This window comes from Bacillus sp. AC266, from assembly GCF_979253805.1.
This window is the reverse complement of sequence record NZ_CEEDEC010000009.1, coordinates 48776-69924: the sequence shown is the minus strand read 5'-3', so window position 1 is coordinate 69924 and position 21149 is coordinate 48776. Positions and strand designations below refer to the sequence as shown.

Annotated in this window: 22 protein-coding genes; 7 read left to right on the top strand and 15 right to left on the bottom strand. The window is 34.4% G+C overall.

Annotation, left to right across the window (positions count from 1 at the left end; all coding sequences use genetic code 11):
• Window positions 1–240: 240 nt before the first annotated feature.
• Both AC0IXC_RS26295 and AC0IXC_RS26290 read left to right on the top strand, forming a co-directional pair.
• On the top strand, window positions 241–537 hold the full coding sequence (locus AC0IXC_RS26295) for a hypothetical protein (RefSeq protein ID WP_002033506.1): 297 nt from the start codon (window positions 241–243) through the stop codon (window positions 535–537).
• Between the two features lie 109 nt (window positions 538–646).
• Window positions 647–1087 (top strand): DUF2621 domain-containing protein, encoded by a 441-nt coding sequence (locus tag AC0IXC_RS26290; RefSeq protein ID WP_061674208.1) that lies wholly within the window; start codon window positions 647–649, stop codon window positions 1085–1087.
• Window positions 1088–1621: 534 nt separating this feature from the next.
• On the opposite strand, the gene AC0IXC_RS26285 is transcribed toward AC0IXC_RS26290, so the two are convergent.
• Both AC0IXC_RS26285 and ccdA read right to left on the bottom strand, forming a co-directional pair.
• On the bottom strand, window positions 1622–2128 hold the full coding sequence (locus AC0IXC_RS26285; protein WP_002014224.1) for a CcdC family protein: 507 nt from the start codon (window positions 2126–2128) through the stop codon (window positions 1622–1624).
• Between the two features lie 90 nt (window positions 2129–2218).
• Window positions 2219–2926 (bottom strand): cytochrome c-type biogenesis protein CcdA, encoded by a 708-nt coding sequence (ccdA, locus tag AC0IXC_RS26280; protein ID WP_001152684.1) that lies wholly within the window; start codon window positions 2924–2926, stop codon window positions 2219–2221.
• A 487-nt stretch (window positions 2927–3413) separates the two neighbouring features.
• Between ccdA and AC0IXC_RS26275 the strand changes: the two genes are divergently transcribed.
• Both AC0IXC_RS26275 and AC0IXC_RS26270 read left to right on the top strand, forming a co-directional pair.
• Window positions 3414–4322, top strand: coding sequence for an EamA family transporter (locus tag AC0IXC_RS26275; RefSeq protein ID WP_002033502.1), 909 nt, complete (start codon window positions 3414–3416; stop codon window positions 4320–4322).
• An 88-nt stretch (window positions 4323–4410) separates the two neighbouring features.
• Window positions 4411–5571 (top strand): M20 peptidase aminoacylase family protein, encoded by a 1161-nt coding sequence (locus tag AC0IXC_RS26270; protein ID WP_002137758.1) that lies wholly within the window; start codon window positions 4411–4413, stop codon window positions 5569–5571.
• Between the two features lie 21 nt (window positions 5572–5592).
• Here the strand turns inward: AC0IXC_RS26270 and AC0IXC_RS26265 are convergent, their stop codons facing one another.
• The 4 genes from AC0IXC_RS26265 to alsR all read right to left on the bottom strand — a co-directional run bounded on the left by AC0IXC_RS26265 (window position 5593) and on the right by alsR (window position 9277).
• Complete coding sequence (locus AC0IXC_RS26265; protein ID WP_002128553.1) at window positions 5593–6540, bottom strand: ABC transporter permease; 948 nt, start codon at window positions 6538–6540, stop codon at window positions 5593–5595.
• The gene (locus AC0IXC_RS26260; RefSeq protein ID WP_002014392.1) at window positions 6533–7444 is read right to left on the bottom strand and encodes an ABC transporter ATP-binding protein; all 912 of its coding nucleotides are present in this window, start codon (window positions 7442–7444) and stop codon (window positions 6533–6535) included. Before AC0IXC_RS26260 ends, AC0IXC_RS26265 begins: the two co-directional genes overlap by 8 nt.
• A gap of 94 nt (window positions 7445–7538) precedes the next feature.
• Complete coding sequence (locus tag AC0IXC_RS26255) at window positions 7539–8114, bottom strand: FtsX-like permease family protein (RefSeq protein ID WP_002142748.1); 576 nt, start codon at window positions 8112–8114, stop codon at window positions 7539–7541.
• Between the two features lie 254 nt (window positions 8115–8368).
• The gene (gene alsR, locus AC0IXC_RS26250) at window positions 8369–9277 is read right to left on the bottom strand and encodes an acetoin biosynthesis transcriptional regulator AlsR (protein ID WP_002033496.1); all 909 of its coding nucleotides are present in this window, start codon (window positions 9275–9277) and stop codon (window positions 8369–8371) included.
• Between the two features lie 151 nt (window positions 9278–9428).
• On the opposite strand from alsR, the gene AC0IXC_RS26245 reads away from it, so the two are divergent.
• Together AC0IXC_RS26245 and AC0IXC_RS26240 are read left to right on the top strand one after the other, a co-directional pair.
• Window positions 9429–9794 carry a CidA/LrgA family holin-like protein gene (locus AC0IXC_RS26245; RefSeq protein WP_471653564.1) on the top strand — a complete coding sequence of 122 codons (366 nt, stop codon included), beginning with the start codon at window positions 9429–9431 and terminating at the stop codon, window positions 9792–9794.
• A complete protein-coding gene (locus AC0IXC_RS26240) occupies window positions 9791–10468 on the top strand; it encodes an LrgB family protein (RefSeq protein WP_002137763.1) in 678 nt (225 codons plus the stop codon). Before AC0IXC_RS26245 ends, AC0IXC_RS26240 begins: the two co-directional genes overlap by 4 nt.
• 12 nt (window positions 10469–10480) lie before the next feature.
• On the opposite strand, the gene AC0IXC_RS26235 is transcribed toward AC0IXC_RS26240, so the two are convergent.
• Complete coding sequence (locus tag AC0IXC_RS26235; protein WP_471653563.1) at window positions 10481–10894, bottom strand: NUDIX hydrolase; 414 nt, start codon at window positions 10892–10894, stop codon at window positions 10481–10483.
• A gap of 141 nt (window positions 10895–11035) precedes the next feature.
• Between AC0IXC_RS26235 and AC0IXC_RS26230 the strand changes: the two genes are divergently transcribed.
• Window positions 11036–11236, top strand: coding sequence for a DUF3903 domain-containing protein (locus AC0IXC_RS26230; protein WP_002014403.1), 201 nt, complete (start codon window positions 11036–11038; stop codon window positions 11234–11236).
• 309 nt (window positions 11237–11545) lie between these two features.
• Here the strand turns inward: AC0IXC_RS26230 and AC0IXC_RS26225 are convergent, their stop codons facing one another.
• The 8 genes from AC0IXC_RS26225 to AC0IXC_RS26190 all read right to left on the bottom strand — a co-directional run bounded on the left by AC0IXC_RS26225 (window position 11546) and on the right by AC0IXC_RS26190 (window position 21137).
• Entirely contained in the window at window positions 11546–12301 is a 756-nt protein-coding gene (locus tag AC0IXC_RS26225) for a sulfite exporter TauE/SafE family protein (protein ID WP_061689959.1), read from the bottom strand.
• Window positions 12302–12409: 108 nt separating this feature from the next.
• Window positions 12410–12556 carry a BC1881 family protein gene (locus AC0IXC_RS26220; RefSeq protein ID WP_002033491.1) on the bottom strand — a complete coding sequence of 49 codons (147 nt, stop codon included), beginning with the start codon at window positions 12554–12556 and terminating at the stop codon, window positions 12410–12412.
• Window positions 12557–12721: 165 nt separating this feature from the next.
• Window positions 12722–14449: an S-layer homology domain-containing protein gene (locus AC0IXC_RS26215; protein ID WP_061689958.1), complete on the bottom strand. Its 1728-nt coding sequence runs from the start codon at window positions 14447–14449 to the stop codon at window positions 12722–12724.
• Between the two features lie 218 nt (window positions 14450–14667).
• The gene (locus tag AC0IXC_RS26210) at window positions 14668–15237 is read right to left on the bottom strand and encodes a hypothetical protein (protein ID WP_471653562.1); all 570 of its coding nucleotides are present in this window, start codon (window positions 15235–15237) and stop codon (window positions 14668–14670) included.
• Between the two features lie 25 nt (window positions 15238–15262).
• Entirely contained in the window at window positions 15263–16297 is a 1035-nt protein-coding gene (locus AC0IXC_RS26205) for a chromosome segregation protein (RefSeq protein WP_061689957.1), read from the bottom strand.
• A 139-nt stretch (window positions 16298–16436) separates the two neighbouring features.
• The gene (locus tag AC0IXC_RS26200; RefSeq protein ID WP_471653561.1) at window positions 16437–17483 is read right to left on the bottom strand and encodes a GH25 family lysozyme; all 1047 of its coding nucleotides are present in this window, start codon (window positions 17481–17483) and stop codon (window positions 16437–16439) included.
• A gap of 139 nt (window positions 17484–17622) precedes the next feature.
• Complete coding sequence (locus AC0IXC_RS26195; protein ID WP_002142762.1) at window positions 17623–19386, bottom strand: ABC transporter ATP-binding protein; 1764 nt, start codon at window positions 19384–19386, stop codon at window positions 17623–17625.
• Entirely contained in the window at window positions 19386–21137 is a 1752-nt protein-coding gene (locus AC0IXC_RS26190; protein WP_002033485.1) for an ABC transporter transmembrane domain-containing protein, read from the bottom strand. The genes AC0IXC_RS26195 and AC0IXC_RS26190 overlap by 1 nt, the downstream gene beginning before the upstream one ends.
• Window positions 21138–21149 lie beyond the last annotated feature (12 nt).

Below are 21149 nucleotides of genomic sequence, written 5' to 3'. Positions count from 1 at the left end.
TTGTACTGTATTACATGAATAATAAACAGAATTTTGAAAACTATCAACAAGATATATATCATCTTGTTTCTTATTCTTATCTAACTTATAATAAAAAATAGAGATTATGACGGACGCAAAATAATGTAAGCTTGGAAATCCAAGCTTACATTATTTTTTGCTTTCCCTTTTCTTATAAAAAGAGTATACTAGATTAGAACGTATGTTCTTAATAATTACATACAGTAAGGAGATAGAACAATGGTATACGACACAAAAGCAATTTCTTGGAATGCATCTTTAAAACAACTTCAACGCCGCTATACAAACAAACAAGTTGACCGAAAAGAATTTGAAGATATTGAACTGATGGAATTCTTCCGCGATAACGACTACATTCCTTTACCTACACATATAAGCGGCCTATCAACAACACGTTTTACTTCTTACTCTATTTTCACAACTGAAGATAAAGATCGTAAAGTTGGCACACTCATCATTGAATATGTAGAAAATGACAATGATATTTTATGTGTTGAACAACTATACTTCGTTTAAATCACAACGCTTGGTCAAAATGATCAAGCGTTCTTGCTTTCTATGAATCTCATTGCTTATAATATAAATAAAATACAAAATATTGCTTTCGTTAAAGGAGGGCATACAATTGCTTGAAGGATGGTTTAGTTGGTTTATAGTCGTTTGGACTGTTGTATTATTAGGGCTTATGTCCATTGGTGGATATTTCATGTTCAGAAAATTCCTAAAACGGTTACCGAAAGAAGACGGTATGTCCATTTTGGATTGGGAAGATCACTATATTAATAAAACAAGACACTTATGGGCTGACGAACAAAAACAATTGTTAGAAGAACTAGTCAGTCCCGTTCCGGAATTATTTCGCGATGTTGCTAAGTCAAAAATTGCTGGCAAAATCGGAGAACTAGCATTACAAGAAAATGCCTCTAAAATTACACAAGATTTAATTATTAAAGGATATATCATCGCCACACCGAAGCGTGATCATAAATTTTTAGTTAAAAAACTACAAGAAAAAAAGATTGATTATTCTCATTATCAATCTTTACTAACAAAATACCCTTCGTAAAAAAAGATTGCTATTTTATAGCAATCTTTTTTATAAGCTCAACTTACAGTTACTGATTTTGTAGCAATTAATCTCGCTTTCGCTAAATCTATCTGTAACCCTACAGCACTCGTATAAATCGTATCACCAGTACCTGTAATATTTACAGAGGTATATGTTGTATTCGCAGCAATTCATCCTGTTGCATTTATATTTGCAATATTAGATTCGGCTCAAGACACTTAAGCTAAGTGAAATTTCGTCATTAACATTCCACTTTCATGTTGTATCAGTACCATCAAGTGGAGTAATTGTTAATGAAGGAACGTCTCCTATACGATCCAACCTAATCTAACTTAGCCATCAATTACCGGTGATAAAACTTCAAACCAAATAGTATTCCTTATATCGGTCCATTCGTAACGTCAAACTTAAATTCCTTCTTCGATGGTCGACAATTTATACATCACAACTAGAATTGAGGAAGTTACCTTTCAGTGATTAACAAAAAACAACGTCTAATCAGACGTTGTTTCTTTATACATATAACACTCTTTACGTTAACTTCATATCTTTTTCATTATAAAAACCATCTTCTTTTTCCATTTCCTTCTGTAATTTCGTAAAGGAACGGTACATTGCAATTCTCCATGAAACAATCATTGCAAACGCAAGTAAGAAGAACATACCGCTAAGTTGTCCTAAATCAAGAGATTGACTTAAGTATGTTTTAAACACGATACGCACTACAAGTAATCCAATTAGTATAAAAACAAATGCTTTTGAACGCTTCAAATAAATCTCTTGTCCTCTAATTTCAAATTTAGATGTTTTAATAAGAAAAATAGAGAAAAACAAACCGACGCCAATTGCTTCTAACATTTCTGCTGGAGTTAATCGAAATTCAGGAAAAACAAACATCAACGCTCCCGTGCTCATAAAAAATGGGGGAAGTATAATTTTTTTCAATGTTGCAGGTTTCTTAGCTGCTTTTAAACGAATAAACATCGCACCGACAGCCATACAAACAGCAACGATACTTGATAACAGAACTATGTTCATATTTTCTCATCCTTTTTTGTGGCTATATGCAAAATATAATTTTATTATATGCTTTTCCGTTAGTATTTCCAACATTTTCACAGAATAATACTAAAAACCGGTAAAACCACCAAATAAACTTGAGAAATATACGATAATTTTCGTCATCCAGTTAAAATATAGGAAGATACCCATAACAATCATAACGTATCCTCCAATCTTCATGAATTTCATACTATTTCTTTTAATCCAAGACATTTTCGTAATAAAGAATGAAAGTACGAAAAACGGGATAGCAAATCCAAGTATGTAAGCAATCATATAAATCATTGCCGATTCTGGATTTGTTGCAGCTAATCCAATGACAGACACTAATATAGGCCCAGTACAAGGTGTCCATCCAGCAGCAAAGGCCAACCCAATTAGAACGGATCCAAAATAGCCACTCGGACGATTTTTAAACGTAAATTTACGGTCTTGCATTAAAAACTTCGGCTTAAATACACCGACAATAATAAGACCAAACACGATGATAAATATACCGCCTAACTGTCTAATTAAATCTTTATAATTTGTAAAGATGCCTCCAATAAAACTTGTACCAAATCCAATTGCAATAAAAATAATTGAAAAACCAAGTAAGAAAAACGCTGTATGTATCATACTTCTTTTGCGAAGCATTGCATTTTCTTCTTTCAATTCAGAAACCGACATACCTGTTATGTATGATAAAAATGCCGGATAAAGCGGTAAGCAACATGGGGATATAAATGATAAGAACCCAGCTCCAAACGCTAAAAAAATACTAATATCTTGCATTATTCCACTCCTCTCCTCTTCAATATTGTAGCAAAAACAATTGAAAATACTATGGACATTTCATGAATTCACTTTTCCAACATGACAATAAGAAAAACTACCCTTTCACACATTTTCTAATAAAACGTTTTCATTCCCTTCTATTATATAGAAAAATCTCAATTGAATTATGAAACTCTTTCTAATTGTTACTAACATAACAAAGGTTCCACAGTTTCTCAAATGATTAGCACATTACAATTGACTTCACACCTATTGGCCTTAAATTTTTTTTTCAAATGCTGTCTTTATACAACATAAAGCTGATTTTACAATACTTTAATTATTATTAATTTCAAGATTATGCATAAATATCATACTTTTATTATTATTCTATAAAATTTTGCACTTTTCTTTCATTTGACCCTTCATTTTTAATTTTGTATACTTCCCTCTAGTTATATATGTCCGTCACGGAACAATTTCATATAGATGGGAGGAATTTTTCATGCTTCGTTATTCTCTTTTAGTTTTATTAGGAGCGTGTAGTTATGGGGTTTTAGCTATTTTTGTTAAACTTGCATATGCAGAAGGGTTTTCACTTGGAGAGGTAATTGGTAGCCAGTATTTGTTCGGTTGGATTATTTTACTTGCTATTACACTTCTATTTTCTAGACATCGTGTTCCACTAAAACAAATGTTAATTTTATTCGTCGCAGGAACGTCTGCAAGTTTTACTGGAATTTTTTATTACGCTTCTTTAAAAACTGTACCAGCTTCTATTGCAATTATACTTTTATTCCAGTTCGTTTGGGTTGGGATTATCATTGAAGCAGTCGCAACAAAAACATTACCTTCAAGAGAAAAAGTTATTTCAGTAATCTTCTTACTTGCAGGTACATTTTTATCAAGTGGGTTATTAGAAACATCAGCTGGTGATTTCGATACGACTGGAATCATTTTAGGCTTATTATCTGCTGTTACATTTGCAACATACATTTTCGTAAGCGGGAAAGTTGCCGTTGAAGTACCTTCATTAACACGCGGTGTCCTTTTAATGGCTGGCGCTTTAACTTTAGTCATGATCGTATTCCCGCCAACATTTATTTTTAATGGGGCGATCTCTCAAGGCCTTTGGAAATACGGCTTAGGATTAGGAATATTTAGTATCGTTATTCCATCTATTGCCTTTACAATTGGCATCCCAAAAATCGGTTCTGGATTAGCAACTATTCTTGGTGCAGCAGAACTGCCAGTTACAACAATTATGTCTGTATTCGTTTTAAAAGAAGCTGTACTATCTTCACAATGGATCGGTGTATCACTTATTTTAATCGGTATCGCAATTCCGCAAATTGCATACGCAATGCGTGGACGTTATAAAAAACAGCATACTCATAAAAAAGTTGCAGCATAAAACGAGAGAGGATTTTCATTTGAGAATCCTCTCTTTTATTATTGTATAATTAATACAAATATTTCACTTAAGAAAGAGGGCATAATAAGTGGCATCTATTCCTGATCAATTAACAGAAAAACTTATTTCCATTCGCCGGCATTTACATGAAAATCCAGAACTATCATACGAAGAATTTGAAACGACAAAAGCGATAAAAAATTGGTTAGACGAGGCCAATATCACTATTATTGATTCCAATTTAGAAACAGGAGTTATCGCTGAAATTTCTGGTAATAAAAACGGACCGGTTGTAGCGCTTCGTGCTGATATCGATGCCCTTCCTATCCAGGAAGAAACAGACCTTCCATACACTTCAAAAATACAAGGTAAAATGCATGCTTGTGGGCATGATTTTCATACAGCTGCTATTATTGGTGCAGCCTATTTATTAAAGGAAAAAGAATCTTCTCTTAACGGAACTGTCCGCCTTATATTCCAGCCAGCTGAAGAAAGTAGTAATGGTGCTTGCAAAGTTATTGAAGCTGGGCATTTACGTGGCGTGCAAGCTATTTTCGGTATGCATAATAAACCTGATTTACCAGTAGGTACAATCGGTATTAAAGATGGGCCACTAATGGCCGGAGTTGATCGATTTGAAATTGAAATCCATGGTGTTGGTACACATGCAGCTGTGCCTGATGCCGGCGTCGATCCTATCGTTGCATCATCTCAAATCGTTATGGCACTTCAAACGATTGTAAGCCGAAATATTAGTTCTTCTCATAACGCTGTCGTAAGTGTAACAAACATTCATTCAGGGAATACGTGGAACGTTATTCCCGAAAAAGCAATATTAGAAGGAACTGTCCGTACATTCCAAGCTGAAACACGTGAAAAGATTCCGGCATTAATGAAACGTATCATTAAAGGCGTTTCTGATGCACTAGGTGTAAAAACAGAATTTCGATTTTATCCAGGTCCTCCTGCCGTTCAAAACGATAAAGTACTCACTGATTTTTCTATTCATATTGCAGAGAAAATGAATCTAAACGTTATCTCTCCTACACCATCCATGGCAGGAGAAGACTTTTCTTTTTACCAACAAGAAATACCAGGTTCATTCGTCTTTATGGGAACAAGTGGTACACATGAATGGCATCATCCAGCTTTTACAGTAGATGAAAAAGCATTGCCTATTAGCGCAGAGTATTTCGCCCTATTAGCCGAAGAAGCTATTCATCAATTATTACAAACAAAAAGCCGTTAAGTTACCCTTAACGGCTTTTGCTTATGCTGTTAAATCTCGTTTTATAAATACAGTATAGGAAACCCCTAAAAATACAGCTAAGTATAGAAGAAGCATACAAGAAGCAAATGGGAATGTTACTCCATCAATAAAGCTTCCACCCTTTAAAAGCCCATATAAATCTGTATTCGCTGGTAATAAATATTTCGCCCATTCATATCTTGCTGCCGGAATTAGCGCTATTCCCCCTGATAATGCAAGAAATAAAGAAATCCCGATTGCACCTCCGCTCGATCTCGTTAAAACGGAAATCATAAAGGCAAATGCAGCATACACAAGAGTTGGTAACCAAGATAAAATATAATATTTACTTGCTTCTACGAAAATATTTTGTTTTATTATATTTCCATTTTGAACGACAAATTCAGCCCAAGCTGGTTGTTGGAATTTATAAATAATCAACCCGCATAATACGGAAAAAATCATATTAAATATAAATAATAATGCCGCAAATATAACGATTGCCAAAAACTTAGATGTTAAAATTTTAAATCGGCTCGCTGGACGAATTGTTAAAAATTTATATGTTCCCCAGCTATATTCATTCGCAAAAATCGTACTCGCATATACGAGAATAAACGGAAGTAAAATTGGAAATACGATAAAACCTGTATCTCTCATAAATGAAAGCGGAGAACTACTTGCTGGCGCTGTATTCGTATCTAAATGCTTCATTTTAAGCTGGTATTCCTTTACAAGCTCGTCTCCTGACTTTTCTGTTAAAATATCCTCTTTTTTCATGCCGAGCTTTTTCTCAATTTCTACAGTGCGTTCTGTATAATCCGCTTTCCACCCTTTTGTTTCTGGCTCTAAATATTTTACCGTAACCCATCCTAATCCAATAATTAATACCGCAATAACTGCAAAAGGAATAATCGTTCGCTTTCGCTTAAATATTTTATACAGCTCGTTATAAACTAAATTAAACAATATCTTTTCCTCCTGTTAATTCTAAAAACTGCTCTTCTAGCGTTTTTCTTTCTTCATATACACGATAAACTTGAATGTTTTTCTCCATCAATGTACGAAGAATATTTGGAACTTCTTCATCTTTCACGTTTATAATTAATTCGTTTTCTTTTACTAAAACATCGTATTCTAAAACCTCTGCCGCTTTATTCGCATCATCTACACGTATATGTATTTCTTCTGTTTCTTCCTTTTTATCACTTTGAATATTTTGTGTTGCGACATATTCTCCATGCTGAATAATAATAACCCTGTCACACATTAATTCAACTTCTGAGAGTAAGTGACTAGAAACAAGGACAGCTTTTCCTTGTTCATGCGCAATTTTCTTTATGTACATCCGCATTTCATGTATACCACTAGGATCTAATCCGTTCGTCGGTTCGTCTAGTATTAATACATCTGGATTATGTATAAGTGCCTGAGCAATTCCTAAACGCTGTCTCATACCGAGTGAATATGCTTTTACTTTACGGTCAATTACTTGTCCCATTCCTAACAATTGCACTACTTCATCGATACGCTCTTCAGTCACATTCCCATTCATTCGTCCGAAATATGTTAAATTTTCATAGCCGCTTAAGAAAGGATAAAATTCTGGTGTCTCAATTACAGCACCAATTTTCGCAGCAGTTTTTTCAAATTGCTGTTTTACAGATTGACCATCAATCCATACTTCCCCTTCTGTCATACGGATCATTCCGACCATCATTCGCATTAATGTCGTTTTTCCAGCACCATTTGGTCCTAATAAGCCAACTACTTCACCTTTTTTCACTTCAAAACTAATATTTTCTACTAACGTCTTTGAACCAATTCGCTTTGTTAATCGATCAACTTTTACGATCGCTTGCTCATTTATCATTCCATACAACCTTTCTTCTTAACTCTTTTTTTCAGTTCTTCCCACTGTATCATGATTAATAACATGTGTAAAATGAAGAAAAAGCCATGATTTCTCATGCCTTTCTCCTCGTTTCATATGACTTTTCACCCTTTAACCTTTGTGTAAACCTACAACATTGCCACATTGATATTATAATGACGGTTATCATAACAACTGCTGTTATCACTACCGCATACATCGTAATCGGTGCATTGGTTATCCCTTGGATCCCTACTGCTTTCATAAAAATAATAATAAATAATTTCAAAAATAACATACCATGAATTAATCCGAAAACAAAAGCTCCTCCGTAAGTTAATAATTGCTCCTGACATAATAAACATAACATTTCTTTTCTTGTCATCTTCACTACTTCATACGATTTAAACTCCTCTCTTCTTACCTGTAAAAGAGAGGTTGTCATTTTATATGTAACGAAAATACACACAAAAACTATAAATAGAAACATAGCATAAAACCACTTTACAAACATAGGTGTATATTCCGCTTTACTTATTACAGCTTCATTAAATCGGAATGATATCATAAAAAAACAAATCATTGTATTCATAGCAATCCACATAAATTGTTTTAACCTTTTGGTAGCAAATATTTGTATATTTTTTCTCGCTAACCGAAATAAAGACATAATTTCCCCCTACCTTACTTCATAACATACGCATTCTATACTACTAGTGTATAAGAATATGACATTTTAAACATCGCACTTCAATCGGAATCTTTACTAAGCCTTTAGTCCTAGAAACCAAGCATATTTACCTCTTTAGCATTGAACAAAAAAACAAAAAACGGAAATGCACTTTAGTTACATTTCCGTTTTTTGTTTAACGAGGTGAATCTTTATATAACTTAATTATCATGACTACCTTGTAACTTCATCAACTATTCAGCCTTCGCATCTTCCACTTCAATCCTTTTTTTCTCTCTTGCAATTTTCAAAAACTCTAACAACTCTGGATTGTTATTCATTTTTTTATAAGCCACTGACATTTCTGCAACAAAATTAGAATCACATAACTCTTTATATACAACTTCTGTTTTATACAATTTATTTGCGGATACAGGTATTACCGTAATTCCAATACCTGCCGCTACAAGCCCCATAACAGTTTGATACTCCGTTGCTTCTTGTACAATGTGCGGACTAAAACCTACATCACGGCAAAGCGATAAAATTGTATCATATAACGCTGGCCATACTGGTCTCGTAATAAATACGAACGGTTCATCCCTTAAATCTTCGATATGTATTTCGTCCTTTTCAGCAAGAGGATGTGCCTTCGGTAAACATAACGTACATGAAAGTTTTTGAATTGGTTCTAACTCAAGTAATTGCGTTGGAATTGGCGGACGTAAAAATCCAATATCAATTCGATTATCATGAAGTGCATGCACCTGATCCGGTGTGGACAATTCATGTAATGCTACAGAAACTCTCGGAAATTTCTTTCTATACTCTCTGACGATTGATGGTAAAATATCATATATCGCCGCACCTACAAAACCAATTGAAAGTGATCCAACTTCTCCCCTTTGAGCACTTTGTGCAACTTCTACTGCTTTTTCAATTTGTTCAAACGCTTTTTTTACTTCTTTTAAAAACATTTCTCCTGCTTCTGTTAATTCAACCTTTCTCTTCGTTCTTGAAAATAACATAACTCCCATTTCTTTTTCTAATTGCTGAATTTGTTGACTAAGCGGTGGTTGTGTCATTTGTAAACGAGCAGCTGCTCGTCCAAAGTGTAATTCCTCTGCCACTACAACAAAATATTGCAAATGCCGTAATTCCATTTTGGACACCCTTTTCACTTTCGATTAATACATCTAATATATTAATAACATATAATTTATATATTAGACAAATATTTCGAATGAACGTATAGTAGAAATTGTTAATTCTTTTTTACAATTTTTATGTAAAAAACAAAGAGGTGGTTACTGTATGAAATGGTGGAAGTTAAGCGGACAAATTTTATTATTATTTTGTTTCGCTTGGACAGGTGAATGGATTGCAAAACAGGCACACCTCCCAGTTCCAGGAAGTATAATCGGTATTTTTTTATTGTTAATCTCATTAAAATTTAATATAGTGAAAAAAGAATGGATACAAGACGGTGCAGGCTTTTTATTAAAAGAACTTATTTTATTTTTCATCCCTTCTGCAGTCGCTGTCATTCGTTACAAAGATACATTATCACAGTATGGAATCGATCTCATTTTAATTATCGTGATTAGTACACTTTGTGTCACTCTCGTAACAGGACTTTTAACAGAATTGCTATTAAAGCGGAAAGGATCAACACAATGATCGGCTTTCTTTGTTTACTATTAACACTATTCACATATTGGGTATCTAAAAAAATGTATCAACGCTGGAATTGGAGTTTGCTTTCTCCCCTCCTTGTATGCCCAATCATTTTAATCGCTTTATTACTTGGATTAGATACACCATACGAAACCTACGAATCTGGTAGTCATTGGCTAACAGAATTATTAAAACCTGCAACAGTTGCTTTCGCATGGCCAATCTATAAACATTTTGATCTATTAAAAAAACACGGCACTGCTATTTTAATTAATGTCATTGTCGGTTCTTTTCTATCTGTTATTACTTCCGCACTACTAGCTAATTTTTTTCAAATTGACTCTACAATAGAACAAAGTTTAGCACCGCACATTGTAACAACACCTATTGCAATGGCTATTTCAGAAATGATTGGCGGCATGTCACAATTAACAGCAGTTTTCGTTGTATTAACTGCCTTAACTGGAGCGTTATTCGGTCCTACACTCATACGCATATGCCGTATTAAAACAGCGCTCGCAAAAGGTATAATGCTAGGTACTAGCGCGAATGGGACCGGAACATCAAAAGCATTTGAAATCGGTCCTGTAGAAGGTACAATTGCAAGTTTATCAATGCTTTTAACAGCTGGAGCTAGTTTAGTTATCGTTCCACTTTTCTTATCTTGGATACACTAAAAAAGCAAGTATTTACACACTTGCTTTTTTATTTACATATCGGTATATTAGCTCGTAATCCTCTGGAAAAGCTAATGATAATTTTCCAACTTCATGTATCCCTTTCCAATCAATCTCATGTATTAACTCATCCGGATCTTGGATTTTCATATTACCGCCTATTTTTTTAACAAAGTAATAATGAACATACACCGGAATCCCGTATGTAATACCTTCTTTTTCGTATATTTTATTTACAACCTCCACATTGTAGCCTGTTTCCTCCCAAACTTCCCTGATACAACATTCTTCTAGTGTTTCTCCCTTTTCAAGTCCTCCACTTGGGACAGACCACCTTTTTTCTTCCCCTTCTTTTCCTTGCAATACCATTAAAATTTCATTTCTTTCATTCATACAAATAGCTGCCGTACCTACCCATCTCTCCATATACATCCCTCCTCTACTAAAATTCACCTTCTTTTTTATTTCCCCTTTGAAAAAAGAGGAAATAAGTAAAAAGATGCCGAAAGTTTACATCAACTTCATGAGCAGTCCCTTCTTAGAAATTCAAACCGGAAGGATGAAATTATGATTTCTAAATATGTTGTGGAATGTGTTTTTTGTGAAGAAAACCGAAAACCTCGGCAAGCCATTGTCACAGTGCCTGCTACTTCTCAGCTACTAGCCATTCAAAAAGTACGAGCTGAATGTAAACGTCGCTTTGGAAAAACTTTATTATTGCAAACAGAAATTAAAGAAGGCTTACTCATTGAACAAAAAGAAAGCTGACCATAAATTGGCCAGCTTTCTTTTCCGATCATATTTTCACATGAAGATTAGGGGCATCCTCTTTAAGGATCGGGATTTACCCATTATGTGCGTTCCATAATGGTCATCGAACAATATATTTCTATACAATAAACTATTGAATAGAATAGGGCAAAACTTGTTCGCATTTTTAGAAAAGGGATAGGGATATAATTCAAGTAATACTTCGAATACTCGAACTTTATACTCATTATATTAAAGCAAATCCTTTTATATGAGAAATATGAATTACTTACATAATTCATTCGTAAAATATATTAATAGATTTCTTTACTCTACTAACAACATACATCCAGCTAATATTGGTGTCATAATCATCGAAAACCTTAGAAGCATGCGAGGTGCATAATTTGTAAACTTAGCTCCTATATATGCTCCTAACATTGTCCCGATTAAAACTTGTACTAATAATACATAATCTAAATACCCTTCCGAACTATATCCAAACCCACCTCCAATTGCGATTGGTAATATAACGAGCATTGTCGTCCCTACAGATTGACGGATTGTTAAACCTAATAGAACCATTAATCCGAGTTGGATAAAAGGTGCTGAGCCAATACCAAATGCACCTGCTAAAATTCCAGTCACCAATCCGAGGAATATACATTTAATCACGTTATCTTTCGAAAGTTCTTTATGCCCTTTTAAAGACGACTGTGATCTTTTTTGAAACATAATCAACCGAATAAACATAAAAATTGCAGATAAAAATAACATTCCCGCTGTAAACCAATGTAGAAGATTCGCTGGTATTAGCGAACCAAACTTCGAACCAATAAAGGAACCAATCGCTCCAAATCCCCCAACAATTCCGCCTATTACAAATACAACATTCCCTTCTCTATAATGACTTACTACCCCAGATAATGTCGTAAATGCCATGGCAGTTAGAGATGTTGCAAGAGCAACGTGAATAGGGATATGGAATACTACAGTGAGTATCGCGATGATAAATCCAGCTCCTCCTGCTCCGACAAACCCTAATAAAACTCCCATTAATAGCATTGTTATAATAATTGCCACATATTCCCCCTCCAATATTCCAATTATCTATCACATGCGCACCTCTATACAAACAAAAAGCATCCTAAATGGATGCTCTTTCTACTTTTCTATATTAATAATATGTACTTACTCTTGATTAATCAAAATAACAGCTGGACCAGAAACAACTACTCCGGCCACTTCTATCTTTTCAAATTCCATCACTGTAATAGATATAACCCCTTCTCTTTCCATCAATTCCTTACTCAGGACATCAGTCGGTATTGATTTCACCGCCCTACCTCCTTTTCATTTTATACGAAATTACAAAAAACTACCCAATGCATCTAAATATATGCATCACCTCCACTTTCATTCCTTATTCCAGCCAAAATTCACATCCCCTTTCTATAACATATTGAAAAATAAAAAGCACTCGCCAAAGCGAATGCCTTTCCATTATTTACTCTCTATTACTTTTAACATTCTATTAATAAATGCTGCCGATTCCCCACGTGTTGCAGAACCTTTTGGCATAAACTCATTATTCTCATTCCCTTTTACGATACCTAACCCATAAACACGTTGAACCGCCTGTTTATCATACGCTAAATTTTGATCCGTAAATGGTAATGGAACTAAATTACCTTTAATATTTTTGTATTGCAATGCACGATCAATCATAATGACAGCTTCATCACGTTTAATCGTATCATTCGGAGCAAATATATCATTTCCTCGTCCACTTATAATCCCAGCACTAGCTGCACGATTAATACCATCTACTAGCGATGGATGAGCTGTGCTTAAATCTTTGAAATTCGATTTCCCCTCTGGTAATTGCAATGATCTTGAAACTAAATTCGCAAATTCACCACGTGTTACAAGACGTTCTGGCCAGTAAGAACCCTTACCGTCTCCAACCATAATACCTCTTTTATCTAATTCACGAATATCTGCTTCATACCAACCGCCAGTTATATCATCTTTATGATTCGCATCATAATAAGCTTTCGTTCCCTGTAAAAATGGCTCCCACGCATTATTCCTTATCATAATGGCCGGACAATTCTTTCCGCTCCAAAATTGATGTTTTTTCACATTTTCTAAAGGAATATTTAATTCCCCCATTAAATAGGCTGCTAGTTTGCGAGCATTTTCCACAGCTTTATTATAATCACCATCTTGATTGACAGCAATTTCAATTGCAATTGATTCTCTGTTACCGGTTCCTTCTGATCCATCTCCAGCATGCCAACCATTTTCATTTAATGGTAGATGTTGATAAATTTCTTTATCATCTACTGTAAAATGCCAAGATGCTGAACGGTCAGTCGTTCCTGTTGCTTGACTGTATAAATATTGTGCATGGTTTCTAGCATTTGCTCCAACACTATAATTATCTGTCTCATGAATTGTAATGTATTTTGGTTTCATCGCATAACCTGGACGAATATTTTCATTACCTGTTGGTACAATCATTTCCTTTAATGGTACACCGTAAATATCCGCTGTTTTCTCTTCTATTGGTGCAGTATACATAACCGCTGCACGTTTCGTACGAGTTGGAGTTGTGCTTTGAATAAGAGATGCTTTTGTACCCTCAAATTTTGCTGAAGGTGAATAAATCCATTTCACCTCATTATCTATTTGAACTTGGAACCACTCTCCAACTTGTCCAATTGCAATAATTGTTTGCGGTTGTAACACTTTCTCGTCTTTATATGAATTAAATGGTGCGGAATATGTAGCTGTCTCTTCATTAATTACTAACTTTTCGTTTGCCAAGTGATAAACTTCCTTAACCTCTACATTTCCTTCACTACTTTGTATCCACCCAGTTCCAGATTCTGTTTGTATATAGTAAGCGTTTCCTTTTTGTTTTTCGGCTTTCACTACTTGATTAGAAAGCTGAACACCTGTCGCTTTTTGTAACTCAGCAGAATCAAATAAAGATGCTGAACCTATTATATGTACAAAAAAATCTCCTTGTACTTCATTTGTTATTCCTTTGCTCTCTCCACGTCCATCTTCATCTTTCATGTGGCTTTCAATACTTTTTAATGCTTGCTCGTCTGTTGAAATTGTTACGGTCTTTTCTACTGTGTCTGCATAGGAAAAACTTGGAATAGTTACCATACTAAATACAATTGATGCAGCTAAAACATTATAAAATTCTTTTTTCATACTAATTATTTAACACGTTTATATCTTAATTCGTGTTAACTTCCCTCCCTAATCTAAAATATTTAAGGCTATCTAGCAGACTTCTAAACTAAATAACCCTTTACAATATAACAAACTCTATCTCATTCGTATAGATAGGAATGACTACTATTTGCCTATTTTTTCTATATTGGAATATAGAAAAGAAGCTATAATATATAGCTTCTCTTTAAATCTCATTAATCTCTTTGCATCTCATATTTCACAACTTTACCATCTTTATCAAATTGCAAAACAAGACATTCACTATCTATAGGAATGAAACCACGTTCATTCCCAAGATAGTATAGTGTAGTAATTCCCGTTTCCAAACTGCTTGTTTTCGTAGGGGCCCCTAACAATTTTGTAATTTCCTCGTTTGATTTCCCTATCAATTTATGCTCCTGTAATAGGTCATCTACCATATGTACTCGTTTTTCTTCATAATTTAACCACCGATCCTGATTAAAATTTGAAGTGTATTTATTTATACTTAATTGTACGGTGCATACTAGCAATGGAATGAGACCTACCATCATTATAGTGAACAGTTGTTTCTTACCTTTATCACGTCTTGCCGAAACATGTAAGATAGACTTTTGAATAATAACTAATAAAATAAAAGGCATTACTACCACCAAAATACTCATTACACTCAATGACACATGAACCATATCAATAACGAAAATAAACGCAATGTACATTAATATATGCAAACAAAAATAAATGTATAATATACCCCTCAATATAGCGCCTTTACCTTTCTCCATTCATTCAATACCCCTACTTTATTTTTCACTTCACAACATAATTCATCTTGCCAATCATATCTCTAATCTTTTGTAGTTCTCGTGCTGTATATATTACTTTACTTGTTAAAACTTCATTTCTGAAAAACATTACAATTTGCTCTCTATTTTTAAATCTCGGCAATTCTTCATTAGAAAGATCAATAACTTCTTTTCCACTCTCATTTTCAAAATATACAATTGGTTTTACTTTTTCCTTTACAATATCTACTTGCATTTCTTCCAAACAATTATATAAAGTTTGAGATAGAATTTTCGCTTTATACGCTGGATTCCCTTCATTTCTTACTTGCAAAGTTAATGAAGTTCCATCCGTAATAAATTCAAATGTCTCTTCTTTTTCAATTTCATGTTGATACTTACCAATTTCCTCAATCATAAATGAATATATACCCGCATTTTCTTTCGTTAAGCCATGGATTAATTTCCCTGTCCATTCTTTCGTCACAAGTAGATAAATACCAGTTTTACATAAGATAAGGTGATGAATTCGATTATCATTTATGTCACGTTTATCTCTATATTTATTGCTTATCATAAAAACGTTCGGTATAATATGAAACTCTTCTTCTAGTATTATTCCTTGCTCAACGAAACCTCGCTTCATATAATGTAATATTTCATGCGCATTCACTTCAGCACCATTTTTGGTATATTCTCGTAAATCCGCAATTAAATTTTGAAACATATGTATTTCACTACTATGCTTATCTTGCATTTCACTACGTTCTTTACTATGTTGAACAGCCAATTGATTTTTCATCATACGCATATTTTCAAGTTCTCTAGCTGTATTCACTTGTAAATCATTATATTTTTTCTGTTCCATATTCTTTAAAGTATCCTGTTGTTCTTTATGCCCTGTAATCGTAGCTGCAATCTCATTTTCATACGTTTCAATCGCTTGTTTCTTTTCAAACTCTACTTGCTGACTCTCTGATTCTAACTGTTTATTTTTATAAAACAGTACAAACACTACAGCTAATAATATTAAAATCCCACCTATTAGCACATACTCCATATTATTACTCCTTTATTTCATTTTCGATTATTTTTAAACATATATCAATTACATTATACTATGTTATCAATATACACTTTGTAAAAATTATATATTTTTCATAAAAGGCACCTCAGTCGAGATACCTTTTAGATTCACTTTATTGTACACCATACTGAATATAACTTGAATCATAGTATACCCATTGATTTGTCCCTAAGCAAAGCCATCCATCTTGCTTACTCCATACTCGATATGATTCACCATGATGTAACTGTCTTATAACATTCCCGCTTAATGATGGAGCATCTCGCAGATTCACATTATCGCCAGTAATAGTTGCTACATAATGTTTATACTGAATATAACTTGAATCATTATATACCCACTGATTTGTCCCTAAGCAGAGCCATCCATTTTGTTCTCCCCAAACTTCATATGATTCGCCACGATTCAATTGGCGAATTACACTAGACTGTAAAGATGGTCCACTTCGTAAATTCACATTATCTCCATTAATTACAGCAACTCCGTATACTGGAGTCGCATTATTAGGCGTGGAAACATTCCCTCCACCACTTGCTCCATTTCCTTGTAAAGCTTCTAATGAAACAGCTGCTGATACGTCACAATTTCCTACACCTGAAATTTGCCCAGAATCTGTGTACTGCCATGCTGTCCACTCTGTCCATCCACCAGCATCAGCAGGCGGTATACTAGAATATTTGGAAATCCAAAGTGGAATGTCACTTAACCCGCTAATTCCAAATTCATTAATATACCAAATTCCTGTATATAACATTACATCTTTCCCAGTAGCTTGTTTCACATAATTTACGAAACTTCTTGCCCAATTCGATATAGTCGCACCCGTTAAACTACTATTGCTAGTATCCGTTGGCGATTCTAAATCTAAAACAGGAATTAAGTCCGTCTGATTACTCTGTAATATACTCACAAAATATTTCGCTTCTGAAATTGCATCATTTTGTTCTGGATGAGCAAAATGATATGCACCAATTAATACATTCGCATTTCTCGCAGCTTGTACATTTTGAACGAAAGTCGGGTCAATATAGTTCACACCGTCCGTCGCTTTTGCGTACGCCGCTGGAATGCCAGATGACTTCACAGCATTCCAATTAATATTTCCTTCCCAATGAGACACATCAATAAACGTAATATTTGAACTGGATCTATTTTGCATATAAAAGCTCCTATCAAATTTTGTTATTCTATATACAATATGTACAACTCTAGTTAAAGGACACGACAAACCTCTCACATATTTCGAAGATTTTATTACATTTTAATATCTGAGAGAATAGAAAAAAGGCCTTGTAATTCTACAAGGCCTGTTGCAAACTCCCTTTATTTTGTAGCAAGTACATATTATAGTAAAGTCCTTGTTTACTAAGTAACTCTTGATGTGTTCCACTTTCTACAATTTCCCCTTCATGCATAACAAATATTTGATCCGCATCTTGGATTGTAGACAATCTGTGCGCTATCGCTATCGTTGTTCTACCTTTTCGCATTTGCTGCAATGCCGTTTGGATAGCCTCTTCTGTTTCTGTATCAATATTTGCCGTCGCTTCATCTAACACTAATACTTTCGGATTGGTTGCTATTGTTCTAGCAAAAGCAATTAATTGCCTTTGACCACTAGAAAATGCAGCTCCTCTTTCGACAACTTCTGTATCATACTGCTCTGGTAATTTTTCAATAAACGTATTCGCTTGCACAAACTTTGCCGCTTCCTCTATCTCTTCATCCGTAATCTCTTCATTATACATACGAATATTTTGCTTTACATTTCCAGCAAATAAAAATGCATCTTGCAGCACAAGACCAATTTTCTTTCGAATTTCTTGTTCTTCGAACTTCTCTAAATCTACTCCGTCTATTACAATATTTCCTGATTTAATATTGTAAAATCTCATTAATAAATTCATAATCGTACTCTTTCCGCTACCAGTATGCCCTACGAAAGCAACCGTTTGCCCTGGCTTTACGTGAAAAGATACATTTTTTAAAACATCACGCTTTCCATCATATGAAAAAGTAACATCTTTAAACTGAATTTCCCCGTTAGCTACTCGTGGCTGTTCACTCCCCATTTGAACAGGAGCTAAATCTTTATCATCCATTAAATGAAATACACGCGATGATGAAACAAGCGCTTGCTGGAAGAAAGATAGTTTCATCATCATCTCATTTACCGGCTGGAAGAAACGATGAATATAGTTAACGAAAGCATATAAAACCCCTACTTCAACAGGACTCTTTAAAGCATCGATTCCGAATAAACCAAGTACTAACGCAATTGCTACAATATGAACAAGATCTGTTGCTGGACGTAAAAGTAATGCATCTAATTTCAATGTACGACGTCCAGCACTAAAATGTTTATTGTTCACTTCTTCAAATTCTTTTCTCATCCGCTTTTCTTGCCGGAACACCTGAACAATATTCATACCTTGAATGGACTCATTTAACTTTGCATTTAATATACTCAGCTGATTACGTACCTCTAAATAAAAAGCTGCACTTTTCCGTTGATACAACACCATAATTGCAAACATTACCGGAATTAATATGAGCGAAAATAGCGCTAATTTTACATCTAATAAAAACATCGCTACTAAAATCCCTACTAAAAAGACTACATTTTTCACGAATGTTGATAGTACACTAACATAAAAATCCTTAATCGCTTCTGTATCATTCGTTATGCGAGATACGAGCGTACCAATCGGCGTACGATCAAAGAAGCTTAATGACAATTTTTGAACATGTTCATACACTTCAACTCGCATATCTTGGACAATCTTAAAAGCGATATTTTGAAAGTACAATAAGTCTAAATAAGTAAATAATACTTTTAATAAATGAGCAATAATATACACTACAAATAGGGTTACAAGTGCTGATTGTTCAAAGTTACCTGGCACTAAGTGTTCATCAAGAAATTGCTTAATTAAAAAAGGACCCATCATTTCAGTTACAGTTGCACCAACTAGAAATAAAAATGCTAACGCCAATAACCCTTTATAGGGCCTCATATAAGAAAGCAACCTTCTTAAATCACTCCGTTTTTTCTCAGCCATCATACGCCTCCTTTCTCTACTAACGCCTCTAACTGCTGGCTTTCGTACATTTCTTTATACCAACCATTTTCTTTCATTAATTGCTCATGTGTCCCTCGCTGCATAACCCTACCTTCATCAATAACAAGAATAAGATTTGCATGCTGAATAGCACTTAAACGATGGGCAGTAATAATCGTCGTTTTCTCTGCCCTTTCTCGTTTCAATGCAGTTAAAATAGTTTCTTCTGTTTTTGCATCTACGGCTGATAAACAATCATCTAATATTAAAATTTCAGCATTTGTTAATAATGCACGCGCAATAGAGATTCTCTGTTTTTGACCTCCTGATAGTGAAACGCCCCTTTCACCTACTACAGTGTCATACCCTTCTGGAAATTGAAATATATCATTATGAATACAAGCAATATCAGCAGCTCGGCTAATTTCTTTATATGTAGCATCGGCCTTTCCAAAAGCAATGTTCTCCCCAATACTCGCTGAAAATAAAAAGTGATCTTGCGGTACATATGAAATTGCAGAACGCACACCGTGAAGTGTTAAATCTCGAATATCCCGCTCCCCAACTTTTAATTCACCATTAAAATGATCATACTCTCGAATTAAACATTTTAATAACGTCGTCTTCCCTGCACCGGTACGCCCTACAACTCCTAACGTTTCACCTTTTCTTAAGTTAAAGTAAATATCTTTTAAGTTTAATAGTTCATTCTTTTTATAAGAAAACGAATCAACAGCAAACGAAACATCACCACTTGCTATAGCATGTATAGCATTTTCCTTATTCACTACATCTGAAGTTTGTGAAAATATTTTCTCCACACGATCATACGAAGCACGTCCACGCTCCATAATATTAAATAGCCATCCAAAAGCTAACATTGGCCATACAAGTGTCCCTAAGTACGTTGTAAATGTTACTAATTCCCCTACAGTTAATTCACCTCGTACGACTAATAATGATCCGTAACAAATTGCGATCAAAAATGAAAATCCGACAATTAGGGAAATCGTTGGATCGAATAACGAGTCAATACGTGCCACTAGCATATTTTTATGTACAACATCTTCAGATTTTTTCCGAAACGCTTGTAAATCCTCTTTCTCTTGTCCAAGTGAGCGAATTACCTTCATCCCACTCATACTTTCTTGTACTTTATCATTGATTTCAGAAAACGATTGCTGTGCCTTATGAAATCTTCTATGCAATAAAGTTCCATAATAATTTGTAGAAATAGCTACAATTGGCATCGGAATTAAACTTAATAACGTTAACTTCCAACTAATTGTAAATCCCATCGCTACGAGTACACATCCTCCAACAGCTAATGAATCAACGAGTGTTAAAACACCTGCCCCCGCAGTTTGCTGAATCGCCTGAATATCATTTGTCGCATGTGCCATCAAATCGCCTGTGCGACGTGATTGATAAAAGGATGGGCTCATCTTAGTAAAATGTTCATATAGATTCTTTCGCAGTTGACGAGCTAGTTTTAAAGAAGATCCAAAAATCATAATACGCCATAAATAACGTAATATATACATCATAATTCCTACAACTACTAATAGAATAACCCAGTTCAACAATTTTTCAGACGTTAATGTTCCACTATTAATTTCATCTACTACAATCCCTAGTACTCTTGGCGCTACAAGTTCAAGAAGCGCGACACCAAATAACATAATAATTCCGATTATGTACGCTCGTTTTTCTTGCTTAAAAAACCAAGCTAAATTAAAAAACACTTTCATATTTATCCTCCT